General features: G+C 64.6%; 23 protein-coding genes. 15 read left to right on the top strand and 8 right to left on the bottom strand.

Features of this window, described 5'->3' with window-relative positions; all coding sequences use genetic code 11:
• Positions 1-255: 255 nt before the first annotated feature.
• On the bottom strand, positions 256-786 hold the full coding sequence (locus ACTHL0_RS21145) for a TlpA disulfide reductase family protein (RefSeq protein ID WP_440568856.1): 531 nt from the start codon (positions 784-786) through the stop codon (positions 256-258).
• Between the two features lie 294 nt (positions 787-1080).
• Between ACTHL0_RS21145 and ACTHL0_RS21150 the strand changes: the two genes are divergently transcribed.
• A complete protein-coding gene (locus ACTHL0_RS21150) occupies positions 1081-1620 on the top strand; it encodes a hypothetical protein (RefSeq protein WP_440568857.1) in 540 nt (179 codons plus the stop codon).
• A 567-nt stretch (positions 1621-2187) separates the two neighbouring features.
• On the opposite strand, the gene ACTHL0_RS21155 is transcribed toward ACTHL0_RS21150, so the two are convergent.
• Entirely contained in the window at positions 2188-3831 is a 1644-nt protein-coding gene (locus tag ACTHL0_RS21155) for a YifB family Mg chelatase-like AAA ATPase (RefSeq protein ID WP_440568858.1), read from the bottom strand.
• Positions 3832-3984: 153 nt separating this feature from the next.
• Complete coding sequence (locus tag ACTHL0_RS21160) at positions 3985-4239, bottom strand: accessory factor UbiK family protein (protein WP_440568859.1); 255 nt, start codon at positions 4237-4239, stop codon at positions 3985-3987.
• A 378-nt stretch (positions 4240-4617) separates the two neighbouring features.
• Here ACTHL0_RS21160 and ACTHL0_RS21165 point away from each other — a divergent pair, with 378 nt between their 5' ends.
• The 7 genes from ACTHL0_RS21165 (at position 4618) to ptsP (ending at position 12383) form a co-directional block, all read left to right on the top strand.
• Positions 4618-4956: a P-II family nitrogen regulator gene (locus ACTHL0_RS21165; protein WP_027795982.1), complete on the top strand. Its 339-nt coding sequence runs from the start codon at positions 4618-4620 to the stop codon at positions 4954-4956.
• Positions 4957-5003: 47 nt separating this feature from the next.
• Positions 5004-6446: an ammonium transporter gene (locus ACTHL0_RS21170; RefSeq protein ID WP_440568860.1), complete on the top strand. Its 1443-nt coding sequence runs from the start codon at positions 5004-5006 to the stop codon at positions 6444-6446.
• Positions 6447-6960: 514 nt separating this feature from the next.
• Complete coding sequence (gene gshA, locus ACTHL0_RS21175; protein WP_440568861.1) at positions 6961-8250, top strand: glutamate--cysteine ligase; 1290 nt, start codon at positions 6961-6963, stop codon at positions 8248-8250.
• Between the two features lie 96 nt (positions 8251-8346).
• Complete coding sequence (gshB, locus tag ACTHL0_RS21180; RefSeq protein WP_440568862.1) at positions 8347-9303, top strand: glutathione synthase; 957 nt, start codon at positions 8347-8349, stop codon at positions 9301-9303.
• A gap of 227 nt (positions 9304-9530) precedes the next feature.
• Complete coding sequence (locus ACTHL0_RS21185; protein ID WP_440568864.1) at positions 9531-10100, top strand: PTS sugar transporter subunit IIA; 570 nt, start codon at positions 9531-9533, stop codon at positions 10098-10100.
• Between the two features lie 36 nt (positions 10101-10136).
• Entirely contained in the window at positions 10137-10406 is a 270-nt protein-coding gene (locus tag ACTHL0_RS21190; protein WP_440536213.1) for an HPr family phosphocarrier protein, read from the top strand.
• Positions 10407-10628: 222 nt separating this feature from the next.
• A complete protein-coding gene (gene ptsP / locus ACTHL0_RS21195) occupies positions 10629-12383 on the top strand; it encodes a phosphoenolpyruvate--protein phosphotransferase (RefSeq protein WP_440568865.1) in 1755 nt (584 codons plus the stop codon).
• Here the strand turns inward: ptsP and ACTHL0_RS21200 are convergent.
• The 3 genes from ACTHL0_RS21200 to gpmA all read right to left on the bottom strand — a co-directional run bounded on the left by ACTHL0_RS21200 (position 12360) and on the right by gpmA (position 15776).
• Positions 12360-13148 (bottom strand): HesA/MoeB/ThiF family protein, encoded by a 789-nt coding sequence (locus ACTHL0_RS21200; RefSeq protein WP_440568866.1) that lies wholly within the window; start codon positions 13146-13148, stop codon positions 12360-12362. The genes ptsP and ACTHL0_RS21200 overlap by 24 nt on opposite strands.
• A 118-nt stretch (positions 13149-13266) precedes the next feature.
• A complete protein-coding gene (locus ACTHL0_RS21205; protein ID WP_440568867.1) occupies positions 13267-14811 on the bottom strand; it encodes a S41 family peptidase in 1545 nt (514 codons plus the stop codon).
• A gap of 218 nt (positions 14812-15029) precedes the next feature.
• On the bottom strand, positions 15030-15776 hold the full coding sequence (gene gpmA / locus ACTHL0_RS21210; RefSeq protein WP_440568868.1) for a 2,3-diphosphoglycerate-dependent phosphoglycerate mutase: 747 nt from the start codon (positions 15774-15776) through the stop codon (positions 15030-15032).
• 136 nt (positions 15777-15912) lie between these two features.
• Between gpmA and ACTHL0_RS21215 the strand changes: the two genes are divergently transcribed.
• From ACTHL0_RS21215 to ACTHL0_RS21235, 5 genes are all read left to right on the top strand, one after another.
• Positions 15913-16323, top strand: a complete 411-nt coding sequence (locus tag ACTHL0_RS21215; RefSeq protein ID WP_440568869.1) for a rhodanese-like domain-containing protein — start codon at positions 15913-15915, stop codon at positions 16321-16323.
• A gap of 12 nt (positions 16324-16335) precedes the next feature.
• Positions 16336-16596, top strand: coding sequence for a glutaredoxin 3 (gene grxC, locus ACTHL0_RS21220; protein WP_440568871.1), 261 nt, complete (start codon positions 16336-16338; stop codon positions 16594-16596).
• Between the two features lie 196 nt (positions 16597-16792).
• The gene (secB, locus tag ACTHL0_RS21225) at positions 16793-17269 is read left to right on the top strand and encodes a protein-export chaperone SecB (protein WP_440568872.1); all 477 of its coding nucleotides are present in this window, start codon (positions 16793-16795) and stop codon (positions 17267-17269) included.
• A gap of 23 nt (positions 17270-17292) precedes the next feature.
• Positions 17293-18321: an NAD(P)H-dependent glycerol-3-phosphate dehydrogenase gene (locus ACTHL0_RS21230; RefSeq protein ID WP_440568873.1), complete on the top strand. Its 1029-nt coding sequence runs from the start codon at positions 17293-17295 to the stop codon at positions 18319-18321.
• A gap of 34 nt (positions 18322-18355) precedes the next feature.
• On the top strand, positions 18356-18910 hold the full coding sequence (locus ACTHL0_RS21235; protein ID WP_440568874.1) for an O-acetyl-ADP-ribose deacetylase: 555 nt from the start codon (positions 18356-18358) through the stop codon (positions 18908-18910).
• Here the strand turns inward: ACTHL0_RS21235 and trmL are convergent.
• Together trmL and ACTHL0_RS21245 are read right to left on the bottom strand one after the other, a co-directional pair.
• The gene (trmL, locus tag ACTHL0_RS21240) at positions 18883-19353 is read right to left on the bottom strand and encodes a tRNA (uridine(34)/cytosine(34)/5-carboxymethylaminomethyluridine(34)-2'-O)-methyltransferase TrmL (RefSeq protein WP_440568875.1); all 471 of its coding nucleotides are present in this window, start codon (positions 19351-19353) and stop codon (positions 18883-18885) included. The two genes, ACTHL0_RS21235 and trmL, sit on opposite strands and share 28 nt — an antisense overlap.
• A 17-nt stretch (positions 19354-19370) precedes the next feature.
• Entirely contained in the window at positions 19371-20150 is a 780-nt protein-coding gene (locus ACTHL0_RS21245) for a ComF family protein (RefSeq protein WP_440568878.1), read from the bottom strand.
• Between the two features lie 118 nt (positions 20151-20268).
• On the opposite strand from ACTHL0_RS21245, the gene ACTHL0_RS21250 reads away from it, so the two are divergent.
• Together ACTHL0_RS21250 and ACTHL0_RS21255 are read left to right on the top strand one after the other, a co-directional pair.
• A complete protein-coding gene (locus ACTHL0_RS21250) occupies positions 20269-21240 on the top strand; it encodes a methyltransferase domain-containing protein (protein WP_440568876.1) in 972 nt (323 codons plus the stop codon).
• Between the two features lie 292 nt (positions 21241-21532).
• Positions 21533-22009, top strand: coding sequence for a DUF2244 domain-containing protein (locus ACTHL0_RS21255; RefSeq protein WP_440568877.1), 477 nt, complete (start codon positions 21533-21535; stop codon positions 22007-22009).
• Positions 22010-22167: the final 158 nt, after the last annotated feature.

The following is a 22167-nucleotide window of genomic DNA, read 5'->3' on the forward strand; positions in this document are numbered from 1 at the left end:
CGCAGCCGATGAACTGCATATCGGCAAGGCCACGCTTTACGAGAAGATCAAACGATACGGCCTCGCTGAACGTGGCGAGGCCGGGAAGGAAGGGGGCTAGGCCGGCGCCGGCTGATTCCGGTGACGGCTTTAGGTGCTGGCCTTAGGTACCGGCTTTAGGTGCTGGCTTTAGGTGCTGGCCTTAGGTACCGGCTTTAGGTGACGGCTTTAGGTGACGGCGAGTGCGGGCGGGTGACGGCGGCCCGCTACGCCCATTCACGCCGAGCCGAGTGCCTTCTGCAGGAGCTGATCGAGTTCGGCGAATTGCGGTTCGCCGACATATCGCTTGAGGATCGTGCCGTTCTTGTCGACGACGAACGTCGTCGGCGTCATCTGGACGTTGCCGAATTGCTTTGCGGCCGTGCCGTCGTCCATCGCCACTTTGAACGGCAGCTTACGCGATTGCGTGTAATTGACGACGTACATCGGCGCATCGTATTGCATCGCGACGGCGACGAACTCCAGACCCTGGCCCTTGTAGCGGTTGTACGTGTCGACCATCTGCGGCATTTCCTTGATGCAGGTTTCGCAGTCGGTCGCCCAGAAATTGACGAGGTAGACCTTCCCCTTCAAGTCGGACGTCGACAGCTTTTGACCGGACAGCAACGTGAAGGTTGCCGATGGGACCTGCTGGCTGTGGCCGAACGTGAAATAGGCGGCGACGGCGAGAGCGAGCGCCGCGCAGGCAAAGGCGACGTAGCGCAGCGGGCTGGCGCGGCGGGCGGAAGAAGCTGGGCTTTGGCTCATGGATACGACCTCATGCGGACAATCGCGTCCCGCTGCGTGCGGGCGGCTCGACGGCGGGGGGCCGGAGCGGCGCGATTTGGCGTCGTCATTTTACTCGCATTCGGAAAAGCGCGGCCGGCGGCGGCGCATGCATGTCGGATAATGTCGATTTTGGTCAGAGCCGTCGTTTCGAGCTCCTCGTGATCTATGCGCTTTTGTTGCCCCCGTTGGTTTTGCCGGCTGCGTATGTTCCGGCTGCGCCCCTTGGCTGTGTTGGACGCTTCGCAAGCTTTCGCTGCCGCTCGATTGATGCGGGTGCGGCGTCTTTCGTCGGTCACGCTGCAAGCGTTGCTGGCCGTCACGTTCGCCAGTGCTTGCTCGCCGGCCTACAACTGGCGGGCGGTGACCGATGCGGCCGAGGGGTACAGCGTCGACTTGCCCGCCAAGCCGACCGAGGACGAACGGCTGGTTGCGATTGCCGGCCAGACCATGCCGATGCACGTGCGCGCCGCCGAGACGCAACACGCCGTATTTGCGATTGCCGTGGTGGACCTGCCGCGCGACGACGCGCAGCTGGGGCAGGCGGTAGCGGACGAATTGCGTCACGCGCTCGCCCGCAATGTGAGCGCGTCGCCCGTCGAGCACGCCGTGCAAGTGCCGGTATCGACGGGGGCTGCGGTTCTGGGCTTCGATATTGTCGCGACGGGTTCGGCTGGTGAAGCGCGCGAGCAGCGCACCATTCACGCGTGGATTGCCGTGCGCGGAAGGCACGTCTATCAGGCGGCGATCATCGCCGCGCAAGCGCCGCCCCAGGAGCAGTCCGAGCAGTTTTTTGGGTCGCTCAAGCTGAAGTAGTGCCCTTACGGGACAGGGCACTAGCACTCAACTGACCACCGGCTGCGCATCGGCCTGCACGGTTGCCGCTGGACGGACGCTTGAGACGCGCGCATACGAGTGAAGGTTTCGCCGCAACAAAAGTCGCTAATGCCCGGATTTCTTGTAGGTTTTTGAGCTATCCACAGATGCTGTGGATAAGTCTGTGGGGAAATCGTCGCTGTCGGTCCGAAAAGCCCACGGAGTGGGCCTGTACCCCTGGTGCCTATGAACACCGCAATGCTGGAAAAATCATTTAAATCAAAGGCCTGCGGATGGGCCCTGAAGCATTGCCTTCAAACATCTGTCAGATAGTACAAAACGGGAATATGTGCATAAGTCAAGTCTTGACAGCGAATATTTCGTCGCTGAGGCCCGCGAAGATTGTCTTCTTCGCCGGCGCTTGCTTGATGCGACCCGTATTTGAGACGACGGCGGCTGAGGCGATAAGGGACAGAACGGATAGAGAACGTCACCCGTTTCAGCGCACCGTGCCTGTCTTGAAAGCGTGAACGCGGAGACCGTAACGTCACTAGCCCCGCCAAGCCCTCATCCGATCGGCAGTACGCGCCGATATTGAATCGCCTCGGCAAGCTGCCCCGCATGGGGCATGACATCGCCGGCCAAATCGGCGATCGACCGCGCCACCCTCAGCACACGGTAATACGCGCGCGCCGACCACCCGAATCGTTCGCTCGCCTCGCGAAGCAGCGATTCGCCGGCGCTGTCGAGGCGGCAAACGTCGTCCACTTCGCGGCCCGTCAATTCGCGATTGGATTTCCCTTGTCGATCGAGCTGTCGCTTGCGTGCCAGCGCGACGCGCGCGGCGACGGCGGTGCTCGCCTCGCCGCTTTCCGCCGCGCGAGCGCTCAACTCGGCCGGTGTCAGTGCCGGTAATTCGATCTGAATATCGATGCGATCGACTAGCGGGCCGGACAGCTTGCGCAGATAGCGCGTTGCGGCGTCGGGCGTGCAACGGCAACGCCCGCCCGGATCGCCGCGCCAGCCGCACGGGCAAGGATTCATCGCGGCCACGAGTTGGCAGGCGGCAGGAAAGTCGGCCTGCAACGCGGCGCGCGAAATTGTGATGCGACCGACCTCCAGCGGCTCGCGCAGCATCTCCAGCACATGGCGATCGAATTCGGGTAACTCGTCGAGAAACAGTACGCCTAGATGGGCCAGCGTGATTTCACCGGGCTGCGGCGGATTGCGGCCGCCTACCAGTGCAGCCGCGCTCGACGAATGATGGGGTGCCCGAAACGGCCTTTGCCGCCAATGCGCCGGTGAAAAACCGTGCGCACTGGCGGAGAGCAGGGCGGCGGAGCTCAGGGCTTCGTCGTCCGTCATGGGCGGCAGCAAGCCCGGCAGCCGTGCGGCGAGCATCGATTTTCCGGCACCCGGCGGCCCGACCATCAAGACATGATGGCCGCCGGCCGCCGCCACCTCGAGTGCGCGCCGCGCGCCTTGCTGGCCGATCACGTCGGCCATGTCCGGCGGTTGCTGCTTCGGCCCCAGTGCGTCCAGGGCTGGCGGCGCGATCGGCGAAAGGCGGGCGTCCCGCTCCCCCGATAGGTGCGCGCACAGCGAGGGGAGATCCGATGCGCCGAAGACGGCCACGCCAGGGACGAGCGCCGCTTCCCCGGCGCTCGCCGCAGGTAAGTACAGCTCGGGCGGAGGCGGGTGTGCCGGCTCTGGCGTGGCATGCACATCTTCCCGCTCGCCCGACGAGTGCTTCGCCGGTTTGCGCTGTGCCTCGAACCGCGACCCGTCCATTGCCGGAGCGCAGGCACGGCGTTGGCTGCGGGCCGTTCCACATGCCATGGCGAACGCTCCACGCATCGGCCGCAGCGCGCCCGTCAGTGAAAGCTCCCCGGCGAACTCACGTTCCCCTAGCGCGACGTCGGGAATCTGCCCGCTGGCCGCGAGGATGCCGAGTGCAATCGGCAAATCGAAGCGGCCGGATTCCTTCGGTAAATCGGCTGGCGCCAAATTGACGGTGATGCGGCGTACAGGAAAATCGAAGCCGCAGTTCTGCAACGCGGCGCGCACGCGCTCGCGGCTTTCGCGCACTTCGAGATCAGGCAAGCCGACGATCGAAAACGACGGCAACCCGTTGGCGAGATGGACTTCGACGGTCACTTCAGGCGCGCGGCCGGCGGCCGGCGCGCGCGAGCGCACCACGGCAAGCGACATGGCTGTTCTCTCCGGATCGGACGGCATCCGAGCGGCGCCGTCATGCTGAGCCGGCCGGCGTATTGAAACGCCGGCCTCAAGCTCAAGTGCCGTCGCGAGCCGGGCGCTCGCTTGGCGATGGACGTGTGCGCCGACGCGGCGCAGCAGCGGGGGTTACGACTCTTGCGACGCGGCCAAACGCTGTTCGAGCTCCGCGACACGATGCTCGAGCTCTTCGAGGCGCGTGCGCGTACGCAGCAAGACCTGCGTTTGCGTATCGAATTCCTCGCGGGTGACGAGATCGAGCTTCGAGAAGCCTTGCGAGAGCATGGCCTTGACGTTGCGTTCGACATCCTTCGCCGGCGAGTGCTTAAGCAGATCGCTCATGCGATTCTGAAAATCCTGAAATAAATCGTTCGGTTGTTTCATGATGGTTCCCCTTCGTTGCACAAAAAATGTGCAGCATTTCTCCCGACTTGCGTTGACGACGCACGCGTGATCGAAGTTGGTGCACCCGACGGCACACGCTTCGTGCACTGACGAGCGGCGTTGGTGCGTACCCGAATCCTGGGCGTTCGAACACTCTAGCAACGATCGAAGGGGCACGCCAGCGCGGCGGCCCGTCGTTGGCCGTCCGGCCAAGCCATCCATCGAGTATGCAGTACCCCTGCCGACCATCGCAGGATGCCACATGGCACGACAGTTGCTTTTTCTGGCCGCACGAATCGGGGGCTCGCACCCGACGCCGGTCGAAGTACCGGCGAAGGCGCGCGGCGACACAGTTTTCGCAACGAACAGAGGACTTTCATGAAGCTCATTACCGCAATCATCAAGCCGTTCAAGCTCGATGAAGCGCGCGAGGCGTTGTCGGCGATCGGCGTATCGGGCATCACTGTCACGGAAGTGAAGGGTTTTGGCCGCCAGAAGGGGCACACCGAGCTCTACCGAGGCGCCGAATACGTTGTCGACTTTCTGCCGAAGGTCAAGATCGAGGCGGCCGTATCCGATGACATCGTCGAACAAGCGATCGAAGCGATCGAGCGCGCAGCCCGCACGGGCAAGATCGGCGACGGCAAGATCTTCGTCACGCCGATCGAGCAGGTGATTCGTATCCGCACCGGGGAAACGGGCGCCGACGCCCTGTAATTCGACAACCAAGATTCGAATATTTAGCGACATAGAGGAAACCTAAGATGCGCAAACTTTTCATGTCCTTGGCGATGGTCGCCACGCTGCTCGCGGGCAGCGTGGGCACCGCGTTCGCCGACGATGCGGCGTCGGCCCCGGCCGCCGCATCCACGCCTGCGGCCGCAGCCCCGGCCAGCGCGGCTTCGGCAGCCGCTGCCCCCGATGCATCGGCGACTGCCGCCGCGGCAGCGCCCGCCACGCCCACCGCTCCGATCTCGGTCGATTCGTCCAAGATCAATTCGGGCGATACGGCCTGGATGCTGACGTCCACCGCGCTCGTGCTGTTCATGACGATTCCGGGCCTGGCCTTGTTCTACGGCGGCATGGTGCGCAAGAAGAACGTGCTCGCGACGGTGATGCAAAGCTTCGCCATCACCTGCGCCGTCACGGTGATCTGGACGGTGATCGGCTATAGCCTCGCCTTCACGCCGGGCAATGCGTTCATCGGCGGTTTCTCGCGCGTGATGCTCGCCGGGATGAACTACATCAAGGGCGACAAGGCGACGACGCTGACCGTGAGCCACCTGGCCACGACGATCCCGGAATCCGTCTACTTCGTCTATCAAATGACGTTCGCGATCATCACGCCGGCGCTGATCACGGGTGCCTTCGCCGATCGCATGAAATTCTCGGCGATGCTCGTGTTCATGTCGCTCTGGTCGATCATTGTCTACTCGCCGATCGCCCACATGGTGTGGGAACCGACGGGCTGGCTGTCCTCCGCCGGCATCCTGGACTTCGCAGGCGGCACGGTCGTGCATATCAACGCCGGTATCGCGGGCCTCGTCTGCGCACTGGTGCTCGGCAAGCGTGTCGGCTATGGCCGCGAAGCGATGGCTCCGCACAACCTCGTGCTGACGCTGATGGGCGCCGCGATGCTGTGGGTGGGCTGGTTCGGCTTCAATGCGGGCTCGGCTGTCGCAGCCGACGGCCGTGCGGGCTTCGCGATGTTGACGACCCAAGTGGCCACCGCCTGCGCGGCGCTCGGCTGGATGTTCGTCGAATGGATCACGAAGGGTAAGCCGTCCGCACTCGGCATCGCATCGGGTGCTGTGGCTGGCCTCGTGGCGATTACGCCTGCATCGGGCTACGTTGGTGTGGGCGGCGCGCTTGCGATCGGCTTCATTGCCGGCGGCGTCTGCTTCTGGTCGGCCACCTGGCTCAAGATGAAGCTCGGCTACGACGATTCGCTCGATTGCTTCGGCGTCCACGGCGTGGGCGGGATCATCGGCGCGCTGCTGACGGGCATCTTCGCAGTGAAGGACATCGGCGGCGCCGACGGCAGCCTGATCCTGCAAGCGAAGGGTGTGCTGACGACGCTCGTCTTCAGCGGCGTCCTGAGCTACGTCCTGCTCAAGCTTATCGATCTCACGATCGGCCTGCGCGTGGCCGAAGAGGAGGAGCGCGAAGGGCTCGACGTGGTCCTGCACGGCGAACACGTAGAGTAATCGATCACCATTGGGCGATGAGGCCGGCCGATTGGGGAGCCGGCTTCGGACCCAACGATCCGAATCTTCAGTGGATTGGTCGGATCGGATTGAAGCACAGCGACTTTTGCCCGCCTTACGGCGGGCTTTTTTGTTTACCGCCCGCCGCTACCGGGCGGTACGCGTCGGCGCATTTTCCGAGTTCAGGTGCCGGCATATTGGCGGTAGTGGTCACAGCCGCTGGGGTGGCGGGGCGCGCTTCCGTCGAACAGCCTTTTCGACGTAGGCGAGTGCCCGCCCGCCCTGCCGACCGTTACGGCGTCTCCGATTCCCGTGCCAACGGGGCATAGCGGGATCGAGGCGCCAAGGCGTCACGCAACGTCTCCCGCCGTCCCTATGACCCTGCTCGCTATCGGGTCAATAAAGATCCCGAACGGCCAAATACCCTTGCGTTCTGCCGGACCGCCCCCAAATCGGCCAAACAATTGCTCTACAATCTTTTTCTCCCCTGTCCTCCCTGTTCATCGAGTAATCAATGGTTCCGCACTTAGTAACGGCGTTAAACGGTCCTCTGCTCGAACTGGAGCGGAAGATCCTCGACGCCACGCCGGCGATCGAGCGCTGGTTCCGGCTCGAATGGCAGGAGCACACGCCGCCTTTCTACTGTTCGGTCGACCTGCGCAACGCGGGCTTCAAGCTCGCGCCCGTCGATACGAACCTGTTCCCAGGCGGCTTCAACAATCTTCCGGAAGAGGTGCTGCCGCTCGCCGTGCAGGCGGCGATGGCATCCATCGAGAAAATCTGCCCGGACGCCAAGAACCTGCTCGTGATCCCCGAGCGGCATACGCGCAATGCGTTCTACCTCGAGAACGTCGCCCGGCTCGCGATGATCATGCGCCAAGCCGGTTTGAACGTGAGGTTCGGCACGCTCGACGAAAACATCGTCGGCCCCGTCACCATTGCGCTGGCGGATGGGCAAAAGATTGTCCTCGAACCGCTCGAGCGTACGCCGCGCCGGCTCGGCTTGAAGAATTTCGATCCCTGCTCGATTCTCCTGAACAATGATTTGTCGGCGGGCCTGCCGCATGTGCTCGAGAATCTGCACGAGCAGTACGTCCTGCCGCCGCTGCACGCGGGCTGGGCCGTGCGCCGCAAGTCGACGCACTTCTCTTGCTACCACGACGTGGCCAAGAAATTCGCCAAGCTCGTCGAGATCGACCCGTGGATGGTGAATCCGTACTTCGCCCGCGTCGAGGACGTCGATTTCGAGGCGCGCACCGGTGAGCAGGCACTGGCCGACGCGATCGACGCCGTCATCAAGAAGATCGCCCGCAAGTACCGGGAATACGGTATCAGCGAGAAGCCGTACGTCGTCATCAAATCCGATGCCGGCACCGACGGGCGTGGCGTGATGACCGTCCACGACGCGTCGGAGGCGGCGAATCTGACCAAGGGCGAGCGCTCGCGCATGTCGGCCTCGAAGGAAGGGCTGCATGTGCGCGACGTGATCGTGCAGGAAGGCGTCTATACCTTCGAGCGCATCGGCGAGGAGGTGGCCGAGCCGGTCGTCTACATGATCGACCGGTATGTCGTGGGCGGCTTCTACCGCGTGCACGGCAGCCGGGAGCGTGATCAGAACCTGAACGCGCCCGGTATGCATTTCGTGCCGCTCGGTTTCGAACATACGGCGTTGCCCGACGCGCACGCCAAACCGGGGGCGGCACCGCCGAATCGCTTCTATATGTACGGTGTCGTCGCACGGCTCGGGCTGCTAGCCGCGTCGGTCGAACTCGAGAAGACGGACCCGGAAGCCATCCAGGTCTGAGCGGCGCCGCCTGCGTGCGTTTGCGTGCGGGCGGCGGGAAGTGCGACGCATCCAACGAACGAGAGCCCGCATTCGGGCAACGGAAATAGGGGTTTCATGGACATTCTTTTCATCGCCGATCCGCTTGCGCACTTCAAGATCTATAAGGACTCGACTTACGCGATGATGGCGGAGGCCGCGCGTCGGGGCCATATCGTCTATGCGTGCGAACCCAAGCATCTGGCCTGGACTGCGGCGAATGTCGAAGCGACGGTGCGCCGCGTCGATATCGTCGGCGATACCGCGGATCTGCATCGTTATCCATGGCACGAGAGCGGCCCGCACGAGCATCGCCAGCTGACGTCCTTCGGCGCCATCGTGATGCGCAAGGATCCGCCGTTCGACATGGAATACGTGACGTCGACGTGGCTGCTCGAACTGGCCGAGCGCGCGGGCGCACGCATATTCAACAAGCCGCAGTCGATTCGCGACCACTCGGAAAAGCTCGCGATCGGGGAGTTTTCGCAATTCGTCGCGCCCACCCTGGTCACGCGGGACCCGGCAAGGCTGCGCGCGTTCCATGCGGCGCACGGCGATGTCATCCTCAAGCCGCTCGACGGCATGGGCGGCATGGGGGTGTTTCGCGTCACGCGCGAAGGCATGAATCTCGGTTCGATCATCGAAATGCTCAGTCACGATGGCGCGCGCTCGGTGATGGCACAGAAATTCATCCCCGAAATCGCGGCAGGCGATAAACGGATCCTGCTGATCGGCGGCCAAGCCGTACCCTTTTCGCTCGCGCGCATTCCGCAGGGCGGGGAAGTGCGCGGCAACCTGGCGGCGGGCGGGCTGGGCGTCGCACAGCCGCTCACCGCGCGCGACCGCGAGATCGCCGATACGCTCGCGCCCGTGCTGGCCGCGCGCGGGTTGCTGCTCGTCGGTTTGGACGCGATCGGCGATTGGCTGACCGAAGTCAACGTCACGAGTCCCACGTGCTTTCGCGAGATCATGGACCAAACGGGCTTCGACGTCGCCGCGATGTTCGTCGACGCACTCGAGCGCGCCGTGGCCTAAGCTTGGAGGGCTTGGAAGGCGTGCGCACGCACGGCTTGCGTTCGGCGAAAGATGCGCCTGCTACAATGCCCGTCTCCCCAAGCGGTTCGTTCGTCAGGCGTGCGGCGCCCTTGCCGCGGCTCGCATGCGTCCGCCGCGGCGTGTGCGCACACGGCCTGGCTGTGTGGCGTCGGCCGCATAATCGTTAGGATCTGGCCCTTTGCGGCGCTTTTCGTGGCAAGACTGACATGGCAGGCATACTGATCATCGCGCACGCCCCGCTCGCTTCGGCGTTAAAGGAATGCGTCGCGCATATCTACGGCGGGTTGCCCGAGCGCATCGGCGTCATCGACGTCCTGCCCGACTGCGATCCCACGCAAGTCGTCGCGTTCGCCCATAGCGAGATCGAGCGCTTGCGCGAAGAGAACGGCATGCTCGTGCTCACCGATATGTTCGGCGCCACGCCGGCCAATATCGCGAGCCGGCTCGCCTCCATGCCGGCCGTACGCGTGCTCGCAGGCGTGAATTTGCCGATGCTTGTGCGGGGCGTCTGCTATCGGGCGTGCGATCTCGACACGCTGGTCGATAAAGCGCTTGCGGGTGCGTCGAAAGGCGTGCACGCGATCGGTCCGCTCGTTTCGCCGGGGCAAGCGGCCAGCGCCGAGGATGAACCGCCCTGCGCGGCGCCGGGCGTGCCGATCGTCGGCACGGCGTCGAATGCCAATACGAGCACGACTATCGATACGACTGCGACGGCAGCGGGCGAGGCCGTGAGCCCAAGCGCGAGCGCGGCGGATCGCGACGGCCCCGCGCACTGATCTTTCTCTTTCCGCTACCCAGGACAGGACGAGCACATGCTTCAAAAAGAAACAACGATCGTGAACAAGTTGGGTTTGCATGCACGTGCGTCGGCCAAGCTGACGCAGCTCGCCGGCAACTATCAATCGGAAATCTGGATGACGCGCAATGGACGCCGCATCAATGCGAAGAGCATCATGGGCGTGATGATGCTGGCGGCCGGTATCGGCAGCACGGTGACGATCGAGACCGAAGGTCCCGACGAAACCGATGCGATGGACGCATTGTTGAAACTCATTGCCGATAAATTCGGCGAGGGGCAATAACGAAAAGCGCAAGAGCGAAAGCTCGAACTGCTTGATCCGAAAAAATGCCGTGGCCCCCGCCGCGGCGTTTTTTTTCTTGTGATGCAATGCGCATTGGTCAGCCGTATTGCTGCGCCGCACGCAGTCAGCGAGGCTTCTCGAATTTATAATCGCTGCTTGAGGTCCAATCGCTATTGCAGCGGCATTACTGCGCGGCATTACACAACTATCGAGGAGGTGCGCGTGTCGTTTTCGCTGCATGGTATTCCGGTGTCACGCGGCATCGCGATCGGGCGCGCCTATCTCATTGCGCCTGCAGCGCTCGACGTCGATCACTACCTCGTCGATCCGCCCCAGATCGAAGGCGAAATCGAACGCTTTCGCGCCGCGTTGAAGATGGTGCAAAGCGAGCTCGAACGGCTGAGCGAAGACCTCTCGGCCGATGCGCCGAGCGAAGTCGGCGCGTTCATCAATGTGCATACGATGATCCTGAACGATGCCATGCTCGTTCAAGAGTCGATGGATCTCAAACGCACGCGCCGCTACAACGTCGAATGGGCGCTGACGGAACAACTCGAGCGGCTCTCGCGGCACTTCGACGACATCGAGGACGAATACCTGCGCGAACGCAAGGCCGACGTGCAGCAAGTGGTCGAGCGTATCTTGAAGGCGCTGGCGGGGGCGCCGTCGGCGGCCGCCCTCGTCGATGGCGTCGATCCGGATTCGAGCGATGAAATGATCGTCGTCGCGCACGATATCTCGCCGGCCGACATGCTGCAGTTCAAAACGCAAACGTTCCAAGGCTTCGTGACGGACCTGGGCGGCCGCACTTCGCATACGGCGATCGTCGCGCGCAGTCTCGGTATCCCGGCAGCCGTCGGGGTGCAGCATGCCAGTGCGTTGATCCGCCAGGACGATCTGATCATCGTCGACGGCGATAACGGCATCGTCATCGTCGATCCCGCCCCCATCGTGCTCGAGGAGTATTCATATCGCCAAAGCGAGAAGCTGCTCGAACAGAAGAAGCTGCAGCGCCTGAAGTTCTCGCCCACGCAGACACTGTGCGGCACGAAGATTTCTCTGCTCGCCAATATCGAATTGCCCGAGGATTCGCGCACGGCCGTCGAGGCCGGTGCGGTCGGCGTGGGCCTGTTTCGCACCGAGTTCCTGTTCATGAACCACAAGGACCGGCTGCCGGAAGAGGAGGAGCAGTTCGAAGCCTATAAGCGCGCCGTCGAATTGATGGGCGGGCTGCCTGTGACGATTCGTACGATCGATGTCGGCGCCGACAAGCCGCTCGATTCGATTGGCGCCGACGGCTACGAAAGTGCGCCGAACCCGGCGTTGGGTTTGCGCGCGATTCGCTGGAGCCTGTCCGAGCCCCAGATGTTCCTCACGCAATTGCGCGCGATCTTGCGTGCATCGGCGTTCGGGCAGGTGCGTATTCTCGTCCCGATGCTCGCGCATGCGCAGGAGATCGATCAAACGCTCGATTTGATTCGTGAGGCCAAACGTCAGCTCGACGACGCCGGCCTGTCGTACGATCCGGGCGTGCGGATCGGCGCGATGATCGAAATCCCCGCCGCGGCGATCGCCTTGCCGTTGTTTTTGAAGCGCGTGGATTTTCTGTCGATCGGCACCAACGATCTGATTCAGTACACGCTCGCGATCGATCGTGCGGACAATGCCGTCGCGCATCTGTACGATCCGCTGCATCCGGCCGTGCTGCATCTGATCGCGTTCACGCTGCGTGAAGCGAAGCGTGCGGGCGTACCGGTATCCGTCTGCGGGGAAATGGCGGGCGATCCGCAGCTGACGCGGCTGCTGCTCGGGATGGGACTCACCGAGTTCTCGATGCACCCGAGCCAGGTGCTCGTCGTCAAGCAAGAAATCCTGCGCGCGAATCTGCCCGCGCTGGAAAAGCCCGTTGCCGACGTCCTGGCGGCGTTCGAGCCCGAAGAAGTGCAGGCTGCGCTACGGCGTCTCGCGCAGGCGTGAGTTGCCGCGGCCGTCGCCGCCGCTGCCGCAAACGGGACACTCGGCTTGGCGGGCGATTTTCATCGTCGTCCATTCCATGCGCAGCGAATCGAGCATCATCAGCCGGCCCGTGAGGGTCTGGCCGATGCCGCCGATCACGCGCAGCGCCTCGGCCGCCTGAATCGTGCCGATGATGCCGACCGTCGGCGCAAACACCCCCATCTGCGAGCAGGCGACTTCCTCGAACGGTTGATCTTCGGGGAACACGCAGGCGTAGCAGGGCGAGTGTTCGTCGCGGAAATCGAAGGTGCTGATCTGTCCGTCGAAGCGCAGCGCCGCGCCCGAGACGAGCGGCACCCGATGCTTGACGCACGCGCGGTTGATCGCGTGGCGTGTCGCGAAATTGTCCGTGCAGTCGAGCACCACCGTGGCAGCCGGTACGTGCGTGTCGAGCCAGGTATCGTCGACGCGCTCGTCGACCGCCTCCACACGCACGTCGGGGTTCAGCCGCGCAATGGCCTCGCGCCCCGACTCCACCTTCTTACGCCCGATCGACGCCGTCGCATGCAGGATCTGCCGCTGCAGGTTCGTGAGATCGACCGAATCGGCATCGACGAGCGTCAGTGTCCCCACCCCGGCCGCGGCGAGATACATGGCAGCCGGCGAGCCGAGGCCGCCCGCGCCGATGACGATTGCGTGCGCATCGAGAAAGCGCTGCTGCGCCTCGATGCCGATCTCGTCGACGAGGATGTGGCGGGAGTAGCGAAGAAGTTGATCGTCGTTCATGGCGGCGCGCCAGGGGAAGGGGCTGCGATGGCGCCGGGGAGGCGGCCCCTTCGCCTGCGCGCCTTGCCGCACAGACGCGGCCAGCACGAGGCGAAGGTGTAGGCCGGATGCGGCGGTGTTACTTGCTGGGAGCGGACGCCGGCACGGCCGGCGACGCCGGCTTGACCGCCACCGGTGCCGAGGCCGAGCGCGGCGGCTTGTTTTCGGCGAGCTTGCGCTCGGCGATCGACTTCGACAGCTGTACCTGCTTGCCTTCGAGCTTATCCACCGCTTGCTGCAGCATGAAATCGTCAGCCGAGCCGAAATCGACCGGCTTGCGATCGCGCTCTTTCGCGCGCTGTTCCGGCGTCATCTTGTCGTTCTGCTCTTCGAGCTGCTGCAACTGCAGCATTCGATCCTTCTCGCGCTGGTCTTCTTCCTTCTTCTCGTTCGGATCCTGCGTATTGGCGAGGTGGTTCGAGTAATCGACTTCGCGCGTCACGAGCGCGTCGTCCGGATCGCCGTTGGCATATTGATCGACGGGCAGATCGGGGCGGATGCCCTTGTTCTGGATCGAACGGCCGCTCGGCGTGTAGTAGTAGGCGGTGGTCAGGCGCAGCGCCGTATCGGCTGTCAACGGACGCACCGTCTGCACGGAGCCCTTGCCGAACGTCGTCTTGCCCATGATCAGCGCGCGATGCTGATCTTGCAGCGCACCGGCCACGATCTCGGAGGCGGACGCCGAGTAGGCGTTCGTCAGGACGACCATCGGCACGGTTTTATAGATTGCCGGCACATTCTTCAGCGGATCGGAATCGAACGAGGGCAGGCGATAGTTATCGTACGTGTCGCGATAGATCTGCTTCGAATCGGCGATTTGGCCGTTCGTCGACACGACGACCGAGCCGGACGGCAAGAACGCACCCGCCACGCCGACGGCGCTTTGCAGCAGGCCGCCGCCGTTGTTGCGCAGATCGACGACCAGGCCCTTCAGATTCGGCTGCTCGCGCGCGATGTCCTCGAGCTTCGTGGCCAGATCGGGAACGGTGCGCTCCTGGAAGCTTGTGATGCGAACGTAAGCGTAGCCGGGCGCGATCACTTTCGACTTCACGCTTTGCACGCGGATGATCGCGCGCGTGACCGTCACGGGGAACGTCCGGCTGTCGGTCTTGCGGAAAATCGTGAGCGTGACCTTGGTGCCCGGATCGCCGCGCATCTGCTTGACGGCCTGGTCGAGCGTCATGCCGCGGACGGGCTTGTCGTTGATGCGCGTGATGAGATCGCCCGGACGCAGGCCGGCGCGGAACGCGGGCGTATCTTCGATCGGCGAAATGACCTTGATCAGGCCGTCTTCCTGCGAGATTTCGATACCGAGGCCGGCAAAACGGCCCTTGGTCTGCTCTTGCAGTTCCTGATAATCCGTTTTGTCCAGATACGACGAGTGCGGATCCAGGCTCGAGACCATGCCCTTGATCGCCTCGGTCAGCAGCTTTTTGTCGTCCACCGGCACGACGTAATCGTGCTTGATTTGCCCGAACACCTCGGCGAAGAGACGCAGCTGATCGAGCGGCAGCGGCGCCGTCGCGGGTTGCTGTTGCGCCGCGGCGGAAAATTGCAGCGTCGCGAAGACACCGGTGGCGAGGCCAGCAGCGATCAAGGCGATGTTCTTGAGTTTCGTGCGCATAGAGTCTGGTGCGTTCGGGAAACGGGGTGTGAGTGCCGTGGGCGAAGGACGGTCAAGTATAACTGCTCGTGGGTGAAGCGCGGCCCGGCGCGACGCATAAGCGTCCGTATTGGACCGGCGCCCGGGCGGCCGGTTCGCGCTCGTGGCGGGGCGGCCGATGTCCGGCTGCGCCCCGCGCATCGCGCGGCCCATCCCGCGCCGCGCGCCCGACGTTCGCGTCAGCCGGCCTTGCCTTGGCTTGCGACGGCGGCCTGCGCCTGGGCGATCGCCTCCTGGTCGCCCAGGTAGTAGTGGCGGATCGGCTTCAGCGCCTCATCCAGTTCGTACACGAGCGGCACGCCGTTCGGGATGTTGAGCCCGACGATGTCGCTATCCGAAATCCCGTCCAGATACTTGATCAAGGCCCGCAGCGAATTGCCGTGCGCGGCGATCAGCACCTTCTTGCCGCCTTTGAGCGCGGGGGCGATCGACTCGTTCCAGATCGGCAGGACGCGCGCCACCGTATCCTTCAGGCACTCGGTGAGCGGCAATTCGGCGCGCGGCACCTTCGCGTAGCGCGGATCGTCGTAGGACGCGCGCGGATCGGTCGGCTCGAGCGCGGGCGGCGGCGTATCGTAGCTGCGGCGCCAGACGAGCACCTGCTCGTCGCCGTACTTCGCCGCCGTTTCGCCCTTGTTCAGCCCGGCGAGCGCGCCGTAGTGGCGCTCGTTCAGCCGCCACGAATGGACGACGGGCAGGTACATGAGATCCATTTGATCCTGCACGTGCCAGAGCGTGCGGATCGCGCGCTTGAGCACCGACGTGTAGGCGATGTCGAACGTATAGCCGGCTTCCTTGAGCAGCAGCCCCGCCTGGGCCGCTTCGCGGTTGCCTTGCTCGGTGAGGTCGACATCGACCCAGCCGGTGAAGCGGTTTTCTTTGTTCCACGTCGATTCGCCGTGGCGGATGAGAACGAGCTTGTACATGAGGTTGTCGGTCGGTAGTGAGGAAGCGCTCGACGCGCCGCCGCCCGCCCGAACGGGGGAGCGCCATCGCGTCAAACGGTTATTTTATAATGTTGGGTCTGCCCGTTTCGTTTTATTCACTTTTCGACGGATTCCCGTGACGTTCTTTACCGATTACACCAACCTCGTGTTGCTCGCCGCGCTCGTGATTTCGGGCGCGTTCCTGCTGTGGCCGATGATCGCCGGCCGCGGCCGCGGTGGCCTTTCGGCGGCCGAAGCCACGCAGCTGATCAACCGCCGCAACGCGGTGGTCGTCGATCTGCGCGCGGCGGCCGAGTACACCGCCGGCCACTTGCCCGCGGCACGCCACGTCGCGTTCGACGAGCTCCAAGCAAAGATCGGCCAAATCGCGAAGAATAAGGCTACGCCGGTATTGCTCGTCTGCCAGACGGGGCTGCAGTCGAACAAGGCCTCTGCAGCCGTCCGTGCGGCGGGCTATACCGAAGTCCACGTGCTGCAAGGCGGCGTGAGTGCCTGGCAGCAGGCCGGCATGCCGGTCGTCAAGTAAAGGAGTGCGAGAGTGAATTCCGTCGTCATGTACAGCACGCAGGTGTGCCCGTATTGCCAGATGGCCGAACGCCTGTTGAAATCGCGCGGCGTCCAGCACGTCGAGAAAATCCTGATCGACAAGGATCCGGCCCGGCGCGAGGAAATGATGACGCGCACGGGGCGCCGCACCGTGCCTCAGGTGTTTATCGGCGATACGCACGTGGGCGGGTATGACGATCTGTCGGCGCTCGATCGCGCCGGTGGCTTGATGCCGCTGCTCGGCCAGCCGTAAGCCCCGCGCGGCCGCGCTGCGGGGGCGCGCATTCGCTGCTTGTTGCTGCTGATTGCCGTTGACCGCTGCCGTTCGCTGTTCCATCTCGATTTCGCCAGTTTCGCGAGCACGCGTTTTCGGTATACGCTCACGCGCCACACGTACAGAGGCGGCCGGTTATCCGCGGCCGCCGCACCCCTTACTCATCGGAGTCATCATGTCGGACCAGAACAACCAGCCGTTCTTCAACATCCAACGCGTCTACCTGAAGGATCTGTCGCTCGAGCAGCCGAATTCGCCGGCGATCTTCCTCGAGCAGGACATGCCGGCCGTGGAAGTGGAAGTCGACGTCAAGGCTGAACGCCTCGCCGAAAGCATCTTCGAAATCCTCGTGACGGGCACGGTGACGGCCAAGGTCAACGATAAGGTCGCCTTTCTGATCGAGGCCAAGCAAGCCGGTATCTTCGATATCCGCAACATTCCGGCCGACCAGATCGATCCGCTCGTCGGCATCGCCTGCCCGACGATCATCTTCCCCTACCTGCGCTCGAACATCGCGGATGCCATCACGCGTGCCGGCTTCCCGCCGATTCACCTGGCCGAAATCAATTTCCAGGCACTCTATGAGCAGCGCCTTGCGCAATTGAACGCGCAGCAGGATGGCGGCGCGGCGGCGAACGCCACGCAGCATTGAGCGAAACGCAAGCGGTGCCGGCCATGAAGGTCGCAGTACTGGGGGCCGGGGCGTGGGGCACCGCGCTCGCGGCGCATCTCGCACTGAAGCACGATACCGTGCTGTGGGCGCGCGACAGCGCGCTGGTGGCCGAGCTGGCCGCCAAGCGGGAGAATGCGCAGTACCTCGGGGGCGTGGCGCTGCCGGCTGCGCTGCGTTACGAGGCGAATTTGGCGGCGGCGCTCGCACATGCGGCGGACGATGCCTCGCTCGTCGTCATCGCGACGCCCGTCGCGGGGCTGCGCGCGCTGTGTCGGACGATGCGCGACGAAGCGCATCGCGTGCCGGCGCACCTCGTCTGGGTCTGCAAGGGGTTCGAAGCCGATACGCAGCAGCTGCCGCACCAGGTCGTGGCGGCCGAGCTTGCCGGACATCCGAGCATCGGCGTGCTGTCGGGGCCGAGCTTCGCGCGCGAAGTCGCGCTCGGGCTGCCCGCCGCGCTGACAGTCGCGAGCCTGTCGGCCGCGTGTCGCGATCGGACGGTGGCCGCGTTCCACCACGGTGCGATGCGTATCTATACTGGAGATGACGTTGCCGGCGTGGAGGTGGGTGGCGCCGTCAAGAACGTGCTGGCGATCGCCACCGGTATTGCGGACGGGCTCGCGCTCGGCATGAATGCGCGCGCAGCGCTGATCACGCGCGGGCTTGCCGAAATGTCGCGGCTTGGCGTGGCGCTGGGCGGGCGTCCCGAAACGTTCACGGGCCTGACCGGCCTCGGCGATCTGATTCTCACCGCCACGGGCGACTTGTCGCGCAATCGCACCGTCGGGTTGCAGCTTGCCGAGGGGCGCACCCTCGACGATATCCTCCTGGCGCTTGGCCACGTGGCCGAGGGCGTGCGTTGCGCGAAGGCGGTGCTGGCGATCGCGCGGGCGCGCGGCGTCGAGGTGCCGATTACCGAAGCGGTGTGCGCGGTCTTGTTCGACGGCGTGGCGCCGCGCGATGCCGTTCACGCGCTGCTGCGCCGCGACGCGCGCGCCGAATCGGTCGGTGTGAAAGGGCCGAAAGCGTAGCGGGCTCTGCAGCGCCGAGCGAAGAGGAGGGAGGATGTCCGTGCTCATGCTCGGCGCATGCCGGTTGGAGGCATGCGACGCCGATATCACGACGCTCGCCGTCGACGTCATCGTCAATGCGGCGAATACGTCGCTGCTAGGCGGCGGGGGTGTCGACGGCGCGATCCATCGTGTCGCGGGCCCCGGCCTGCTGCGCGAATGCGAAACGCTGGGTGGCTGTGCGACGGGCGATGCCAAGCTCACGCGCGGGTATCGCTTGCCGGCCAAGTATGTCGCGCATGCCGTGGGCCCCGTATGGCGTGGCGGCACGCACGGCGAACACGAGTTGCTTGCGTCCTGCTATCGCCGCTCGCTCCAGCTGGCACACGAAGCCGGCTGCGCGAGCATTGCTTTCCCCGCCATCAGTTGCGGTATCTACCGCTTCCCGCCCGAACAAGCCGTGCGCATTGCCGTCGAGACGGTTGTCGATGCGCTGTATGCGGTGCCTGGCGTGTCCCGGATCGTGTTCGCATGCTTCGGCGAGCCCATGTTGCGGTTGTATCAAACCGAGCTTGAGCGCCGTCAGGCGCCGCCTTCGAATCCCATTTGACGCCACGCCTCGAATACGACGATCGCAACGGTGTTCGACAGATTCATGCTGCGGTTGCCGGGACGCATCGGCAGCCGCACGCGCTGCCCGGCCGGAAAGCGTTCGAGCAGGGACGCCGGCAGGCCGCGCGTCTCGGCGCCGAAGACGAACCAATCGTCCGATCGGAAGCTCGCGTCGTGGAACCGGCTCGAGCCACGCGTCGTGAACGCGAACATGCGTGAAAAGTCCGGCGCCTCGTCCGCAATGAGCGCATCCCAGTTCTTGTGGACGCGCATGTGTGCATATTCGTGATAATCGAGGCCCGCGCGCCGCATCTTCGCATCGTCGAGCGGGAAGCCGAGCGGTTCGACGAGATGCAGCCGGGCGCCCGTGTTGGCGCACAGGCGGATGACATTGCCGGTGTTCGGCGGGATTTCGGGTTCGACGAGGACGACGTTGAACATGGTTTCGCTGTAACGGATCAATCTTGTGGCGTGCGCAGCGCGACGAAATTCGTTACGCGCCCTGCGCCCGCCGCCTTCAATGCGCGTGCCGCGGCTTCGAGCGTCGCCCCCGACGTCATGACATCGTCGACCAGCCCGATATGCAGCCCCTGCACGGGCATCGTCACTCGAAAAGCCGAGGCGACATTGCGCCGGCGCGCACTGCGATCGAGCCGCGATTGCGGCGCGGTATCGGCAACGCGGCGCAGCAGTATCGGCGCGGCCGCCACGCCCAGTATGCGCGCGAGCGGGCGCGCCATCTCCCAAGCCTGATTGAAACCGCGTGCGACGAGCCGCGGGTGCGCGAGCGGCATCGGCGCGAGCAGGTCGGGCGGCGGCATGCAGGCCGGGTGATCGTCGGCGAGACGCGCGAGGCGTTCGCCGAACTCACGCGCTACCGCCAGCCGCGCGCGAAACTTCAACCCGAGCGCGAGCCGTTCGAGCGGCGCACGGTAGTCGGCCAGCGCGAGTGTCGCATCGAACGGCGGAGGCACCCGCGTACACCTGGCGCAACGGAACGCGGCAGGGCCGGGCCGCCGCGCGCGCAGGCCCGGCAAGGGCAACGCGCAGACCGTGCAGCGCAAGCGCGCTTCGTTCCAATACGCGGCGTCGCAGGCGGAGCAGATCGGCGCGTGCGGCATTGTGCCGCATGATAAGCCGCAGAGCAGACACGTTCGGGGCAGGGCCGCCGCGGCCAGCTGCCTGACGAACCGTGCAAGCCCCGCGAACGGTGCGCTCGCAGGCGCGTCGGTGCTCATCGTCCGTTCGCCGCCGCGCGCGATCGATGTGCTCGCTGCATTTGCCATCGGCGGCCTTCCTCGCTGGACGGATCGAAGCGAGCGAGTATACTTCGGGCTCTTCGCTCGTACGACCGTCATGTCCCTCACATCCGCAAAGTCCGGCCGTCCGGCCTACGATTCCCGACTTGTGCGGCGCATTTTTGATCGCCGCGCGGCCACATTCGGCGAGGTGGCGTTCCTGCCACGCGAGATCGCTGGACGGATGCGCGAGCGGCTCGATTACATCAAAGTGCGCCCCACCAGCATGCTCGATGCGGGCTGCGGACAGGGCGACGATCTCCCACTGCTGCGAGATCGCTTTCCCGAAACTCCCCTCGTCGGTGTCGACCTGTCCCAGGCCATGCTGGCGCGAGCACTGCCGCATGCCGCCGGCGATGCCGGCTGGCGCCGCTTGCTGCCGGCCGCGCTCCAGCGTTCGCTTGGTGTGCGCGGCCCGCGCCTTGCGCAAGCCGATTTCGCCGCGTTGCCGTTCGCGTCCGGCGCATTCGATTTCATCTGGTCCAATCTCGCGTTGCATTGGCATTCGCGGCCCGATCTCGTGCTGCCGGAATGGCAGCGCGCGCTGGTTCCGAACGGCTTGCTGATGTTCAGCACGCTCGGCCCCGATACGCTGCGCGAGCTCCGCGGCGCGTATGCAGAGGTCGAGGCCGCGCACGGTGTGCCGGGCAGGGCGCACGTGATCGATTTCGTCGATATGCACGATCTGGGCGACATGCTCGTCGAAAGCGGCTTCGAGATCCCTGTGATGGACCAGGAGACGCTGACGATCACCTACCGGTCGCCCGGCTCTTTGCTCGCCGACGTACGCCGCTGGGGCGCCTATCCGCATCGGCGCGATCATGCAGGCGGCGAGCCCGGCGCTGCCCGCGCACGCCGTTTGCACGCGGCGCTGCTGGAAGCGTTGGAGGCGCGGCGCCGTGCCGACGGCACGATCGCGCTGACGTTCGAGGTGATCTACGGCCACGCGTGGAAAGCGGTGCCGCGCACGACGGCCGATGGGCATGCGATCGTACGCGTGGAAGACATCGGGCGCCGCCGGCCGGGATAAAGCCGGCGTCCCCGCGAGAAATAGCAGGCTGCGACGCTTTGTCGCGGATCGTAAAGTCGCGATCCGTTATGGTCGAAATCACGGGGCGGGACGGCGCGTAAAGAAACGGGCCGAAACCGCGCAAAGGCTTGTCGCGCTTGGGTTACAGGCCGATAGCCGTTTGCTTGTGGATGCCATTGAACGCGCCTATAATGCGTCAGTTTGTCGCCCTGAGTTCCCCACATTCGGCGCGGCAGGCCCCGAATAGCGCGGTGTGCCCGGCGGTGTGCGAGGCATGCGCGGGGAGGCGGCGATGGAAGCGACAACCCTGCTGACGAATGCTGAGCCGGTGCTTCGCGATTGGCTGATGAAACGCAATTGCGCAGTCTCGCCGCGGCAGTTCGTTGGGTTCTATGCGTCTTTGGCTTTGTTTTCAGTGGCGATCGCGTGTTTGTTGGTTGTGCGCGGTGCGTGGCCGGTCTTGCCGTTCACGGGCATCGAGCTGCTGGCGGTTGGCGTGGCGTTTGTGATTTATGCGCGTCATGCGGTCGATTACGAGCGGATCCGGCTGTTCCCGAACCGGCTCGTGATCGAGCAGATGAGCGGGCAGAAGTTGACGCAGTACGAATTCAATCCGCGTTGGGTGCGGATCGAGCGCGGTACGTCGCCGCGCGATCCGGTCAAGGTGGTGTCGCGCGGGCAAACGGTCGTGGTTGGCGTGCACCTCGCGCAATACCGGCGCGCGTCGTTCGCGAGCGAGTTGCGCGTTGCGCTGGCACGGTGCGGTTGAGACGGCTCGAGCCGAACGTCAAGCGGGGGCTAGGGTTTGAATGGAAATTTTGGGTAAGGAAGCTATGAAAACAATCAAGCGAGCCCTCATGGGCGTGCTGGCGTCGTGCGGGCTGCTCAGCGCGCATGCCGCCTTGGCAGTCGGCGATAGTCCGGGCG

It is taken from the genome of Trinickia sp. (genome assembly GCF_051961175.1).
Classification (GTDB): domain Bacteria; phylum Pseudomonadota; class Gammaproteobacteria; order Burkholderiales; family Burkholderiaceae; genus Trinickia.